At 40.5% G+C, this 5,635-nt stretch carries 3 protein-coding genes; all 3 read right to left on the bottom strand.

All coding sequences use genetic code 11. The features are described from left to right. Positions 1-2,630, bottom strand: a 2,630-nt coding sequence (locus tag IJ369_RS06425; RefSeq protein ID WP_290717368.1) for an MBG domain-containing protein, incomplete at its 3' end; no start/stop codon positions are given. 21 nt (positions 2,631-2,651) lie between these two features. Beyond that, entirely contained in the window at positions 2,652-3,461 is an 810-nt protein-coding gene (locus IJ369_RS06420; protein WP_290717366.1) for a dockerin type I domain-containing protein, read from the bottom strand. Between the two features lie 209 nt (positions 3,462-3,670). After that, on the bottom strand, positions 3,671-5,512 hold the full coding sequence (locus IJ369_RS06415) for a transglutaminase domain-containing protein (protein WP_290717364.1): 1,842 nt from the start codon (positions 5,510-5,512) through the stop codon (positions 3,671-3,673). Positions 5,513-5,635 lie beyond the last annotated feature (123 nt).

The following is a 5,635-nucleotide window of genomic DNA, read 5'->3' as shown; positions in this document are numbered from 1 at the left end:
TCACCATAGATGATCTTGATGGGATCTTCTGTAACTGTACCCTCGATCTGACCGGGTGCCCTATCGATAGTAAATGTACCGGGTTCAACTGTTACAGTATAATTAGGGTTATTATCTACTGCTACGTTGATCGCATAAGTACCAGCAACGTCACCAGCTTCTCTGCTCAGTGTAATGTCCAGTTCATCGGCAACTTTTGTACCGTTTTCCAGTGTAGCAGGATCAATTTTATATGTCAGCACAGGTTCTGTGCCTTCATATACCATTGTTTTATCTTCTGCTGTTACTGTAACCGCCTTAGGTTCTACAGTGATTGTAATTTCCTGTTTAATTTCTTTATTGCCGTCTTTATCTGTGTAGTTATCGTCTTCTGCTGTCACAACTACTGTTGCTGTACCGGCATTCAGAATGGAAACGTTACCTGCAGATGTTACTTCGATAACATCTGCTGCACTGCCTTCTTTCAGGGCATATGTGAAGCTTCTGTCCTGCAGAGCCATTGTCTGGATACCATATTCACCCAGATTGAAGTTTGCAGCACCGTATTCCTTCGCGATTGTAAATTCCGCTGTTTCGCCATCACCTTCTACAACTACACCTTTTGCAGGTGTAATTGTAAACTTAGGAGAATCCTCCACCAGTGTGATCAGGTATTTATCCATAAAGCTGTTTACAACATCAGCTTTCACAACGAATTCCTTCTCACCAACATCATCTGTGCCGCCTCTTGTCAGAATATCATCACCCAGTGTGTCGCCTTCTACCAGAGGTGTCGCTGGATCGATTGTAAACTTGAAAGGAGTGGGATCAGGCTTACCATATACTTTTGTCTGACCTGCTTCGGGAATGATGTTGATTACTTTTCTATTTACAGTGATTGTAAATGTTACAGGATCCGCTACTTTGTAAGTATCGTCACTTACTACTGTAGCTGTTACTTTTACTGTTGTATCAGCATCTGCTTTCAGCGCTGTAACATTACCATTATCATCAACTGTAACGATATCGTCGCCTTCTGTTACTTCAAATTTATATTTTGTATTTGCCAGAGGCTGAATTTTTTCTACAACACTCAGATAAGATTTCAGATCGATTGTATCACCATATTCCATAGTGATATTTTTGTTAGTAACCTGAATTTCGCCCTGATCTTTAGCGATAGCGTAAAAAGTAATTTTTGCTGTATCAACATCAGGTGTACTCTGGCTGTCTGTTACTGTGACATAAACATCTGTAGTTTTTGTAGTAGCTGTTGTCAGTTTACCAGAAATCACACCTGTTGCTGTATCCAGTGTCAGACCATCAGGCAGCGTGCCACTTGTTACAGCATAAGTATAAGGTGCTTTACCGTAGGATACTTTTTCTGCCAGATTGATAGTGATTTCATCATTTACAGTCAGGTTGTCAATGTTATCAGGGTTCAGTATCAGTGCTTTGTAAGCAGCTTCTGTAGGAGCAGTTTCGGCACTAACAGGAGAATCTGTCATTTGACCATTAAATTTTGCGATCGCCTGTACTGTTGCTGTATATTTTTCACCTTCGATTACGCCATCACTTACACGAATATACGCATCATTCATATATTCATTGTAATCTCTTTCTTTAGTGCACACTACCACGCCATTAGAATCATAAATGACAACTTTATAGTAATCTATAGATTTTGTTGTATCAGTAATTGGTGTGATTTCAAATTCAAAACCACCCCAAGAACTTACTCTATGAGGTTCCAGTGTAATAGAAGGTGTTGCCAGTTTGGGTTTTGCAGTCGCTACAACAGGAGCAGATGTTACCACAGCAGAATCTGCAAAATCAGTGCCTGCTTTTGCAAGCGCCTGTACAGATGCTGTATATGTCTTACCTGTTACAACTGTTGGATCCCAGAAACCGTGTCTTAAATCAGTTACTTCTCTTTTCCACACTTCATTGCCATCGCTGTCTTTCAGTGTCAGCAGATAACCCCTTGCGTAATCTGCGTCAGGTGTAGGTGTGATTGTAACATCAATACCACCACTTGTAATACCGTCATTTGGTGTTGCTGTGATGCCGGGTGCTGCAAGGCGAATGCCTGCATTATCGTTGGGGTAATCAAAAGAGTATGCAATATCATTCACACCCTCTTTAACAGAAGAATTTGCAGTGTTACATACTCTAATAGTATCGTAACCACTATTGAAAGCTTTTGCAAAATCACTATTTTTTACCGCAAGAGAGAATGTCGTCTTATTAAAATCATCTGTTGTTTTGCCGTCTTTCAGCAGAAAACCAATGTTACCAATTTCTTCACCATCGGGAACAAAACTACCTGCGAAATTCATCAGAATACAATCAGCACCTGTTTTATTGCCAATTGTTGTTTCTTGATGCATCTTGGTATCAAATTTACTGGATGTCAGATATTCCCCATCCAGCTCAACTACGGTATTATCAAATACCAGTACAAATTCAAGCGTATCCAAACCATCTGCATCTGTAGCAATGATATTCATATCAAAAGCATTACCATTCATCTCGGAAACCTTAAATTCGATTTCTGATGTCGGTGCCGCCATCGCTGTTACGGGCAGAAGCCCTACACACATCACTGCAGAAAGTGCTAAGGAAAGCGCTTTTTTCCATAAGCCTTTCATATATTGACCTCCCTGTAACGTTTATTCAACCACTGTAGAAGACTTCAACAGGTTCTGTTTCAGAAGCATGAAATCCAAAGCATCTACCTTGCCACTGCCATTTAAGTCACTGGGCAATTCTACACCACTCTGCAGGAGAGATTTTTTCAACTGCATGAAATCCAGTGCGTCTACTTTACCGCTACCGTTGATATCACCAGGAAGCAACACAATGGATTCTGTCCATGTTGTATTACTATTTACGGTAAATGTACCTTTAGTATAACCCAGATAACTTGCCCTTTCTACAGTCATCTTATATGTACCGTTCATCACATTTTCAAGTACAAAAGAACCGTCTGCTACTGTTGTTGCTGTGTAAGTCACAGTTTCATCTGTTGTGCTTGTCAGTGTTACAGTCGCACCTGCCAGCTTACCGCTTGTTCTGCCACCCAAACCGATATTACCGCTGATCGTATTACCTTCAGCTTTAATGTAACCAACGATAATAGGTGCTTCCATGCCCTGACCTGTAACCAACACAGTGCTGTCTTCAGATTTCATTGGCAGGAACGGATCAAAGGTCACCCCATCCGCTGTCGCTGTGTTCTGGTTGATATACAGCACATTGGACTGAGCAAAAGATACCTCATTCGCATCTGTATGTGTCCCTTTTACCGCCCAGATCATGTACTCCTTGCCATCAGCCGCCCCAGTATAGGTCACATTGAATTTGCCATCTTCTTTTTCCAGATCAGCTAATGTAACACCATCCACCGTTGCGCCGTAGGCAGTCGCTGAAAGCAACATTGTTGCCGCCATTGCCAGGCTAAAAATTCTTTTCATACTCATCTTTTTCCTCCTTTCCCCGAATGCCTTTTTCCTTTTTGCATCAGAATAATCTGTATTCTACGGGCATTTGCTCATTTTTTAACAAAGTCGCAAATCCACATAGATAAACACTTTTATTTTAGCACAGGAAAATCTTACCTGCAACTATATTCACTAAAAAACAGCGTATTTCACACAATATTTATGTAAAATACGCTGTTTCTTTTTTGTTAGATATCATCTCCGATTTTCTCCATAATGGGCATCAGATTCTCTTCCGCTACCAGAAAAATCTGGTACTTCAGATCTGTTTTTCCATCAGTATTTAATTCCACAGTCCAGCTGCTCAGCTCTCCAAATGCACATTCCTTGTACTGCACATCCAGCATTTTACCTGTCATTTGGTCAAAAAGTGCTGTAATCAACTTAACTGCATCCTCTTCCGCCATTGTTTTTATTAACTCAAACTGAGCGGGACGGATTTTAAGTGTCACTGTTTCATCGGCCTCGGATACTTCCACCGCAGGCTTCATCATCCAATTTCCTTCACGAGGAAACTTATCTGATTCAATTTCAGGACCTTCAGGAAGAGCCTCCTTATTAAATCCCAGATTCATCCAGTGGTGGTCTGTCTTAAAAGTACCACTGCCCACCAACAGATACCCTGTCCATGGATCATCATTCACAGGATCATTCCATGTAGTGTCCAATGCATACCATTTATCATCTATTTTTACATTATTCCACATGTGATCTTCTTTACCATCAAAAGCAGGACCACTATCACCCGTTACCAGCACACAATCGATATTTTCCACTTCACATAACAGCTTCACAGCACGGGCATAGCCTTCGCATACGGGGCCTTCTGTTCCCCCCTCAGCCCACAATGCACTGATGCATTCATAAGGAGAAGAAAGTGTCATTTCATTACCTACCGCAACATCTGTATTGTAATCCGCATTTCTTGTCAACCAGAAATCAAAATATGCAACTTTACCTGCATCCGTCAAATCTTCAAATACCACACTTTCAGGAATATCATATTTTGTTCTGAACGCAGGACCTGTACCATCATAAGCATATTCGCCTTCAACAGCATCAAAACTGTCTATGTTCTGAGCCGCCAACTGATAGGGATAGTTTGCCACATCCTCTAAATCAGCAAAAACTTCTCCGTTAATACTGATATTTTCTCCGTTATCATCCAGAAATTCATCAGAGCGGATCTGTTTCACTTTTCCACCTTCATCATTTGCCAGAGAAAAGTATAAACCCACATAGTAAGTTCTGGTACCTTCAATTTCATTTCTATTTCCATCCTGCATATAAGTACAGTATCCGCCAGATAGAAAACCCATTTCATTCGTCAGCCAGAACACTTCCGGATGATCCCTGTCAAAAGCAGAATATGCCTTTGCCGCCGCTTCATATAATCCATTTACAACAGCCTGAGCATCATCCTCTGACTTTAATTCAATATCTTCCACTACTGCATATACAATGTGATTTACATCATTTCCATCTTCATCCTGCGCCTGCATGATTTTAAATCCATCCTCATTGAGGTCAAAAGAGTAATAGTACGGATCCATCAGATAATCTTTTCTGCCGTCACCATCTACTGCTTCTTCCAGTGAATCATAAAAATCCTCCGCAAATGCAGGTAATGTAACACGGTCTATATATTCTTCAGCAGATTCCTCCCCCTGAATTGTATATTCCAGCGCATCGCTGTATTCCGCATATTCTTCCAGAAAATATTCGCCTTCAGATGCTTCTTCAAACAGATTCAGTTTCGCTTTTGCACCAAACTCCAGAGAGAAAGAATGGTATACAACTTCCCCTTCTACCATTTGTCTCTGTTTTGTTTCAGCTTCATCCTCTTCCAGTTCCAACTCTTCCTGAAACAGTTCTGTTTTTTCCTGTTCTTCTATGATTTCCTGTTTTTCTACATCTGCAATTTCAACAGTTCCTAAAATGTTTTCTGTTTTTTCCATTGCCATTGCTGTTATAGGCAGCATGCTGACCCCCATCATAACAGCCAATATCCTGCATATTGATTTTTTCATTTTATTTCTCCCCATTTAGACACAATATTTTTTTACCTAGATTTTATTTTATCTATCCCATCTTTAAAAGTAAAGACTAATAATCTATTTATTTAACTTACCCTCCGTTTCATTCTTCTAGCT

The sequence above is a fragment of the Anaerotignum sp. genome (assembly GCF_017483025.1).
In the GTDB taxonomy this organism is placed as follows: Bacteria; Bacillota; Clostridia; order Lachnospirales; family Anaerotignaceae; genus Anaerotignum_A.
The sequence above is the reverse complement of the archived record's forward strand: the minus strand, read 5'-3'. Positions and strand labels throughout refer to the sequence as shown.

What these genes read in the sequence shown, in the direction of transcription:
- IJ369_RS06420 (WP_290717366.1), bottom strand. Translation starts at nt 3,461, where the DNA reads ATGAGTATGAAAAGAATTTTTAGCCTGGCAATGGCGGCAACAATGTTG.
- IJ369_RS06415 (WP_290717364.1), bottom strand. Translation starts at nt 5,512, where the DNA reads ATGAAAAAATCAATATGCAGGATATTGGCTGTTATGATGGGGGTCAGC.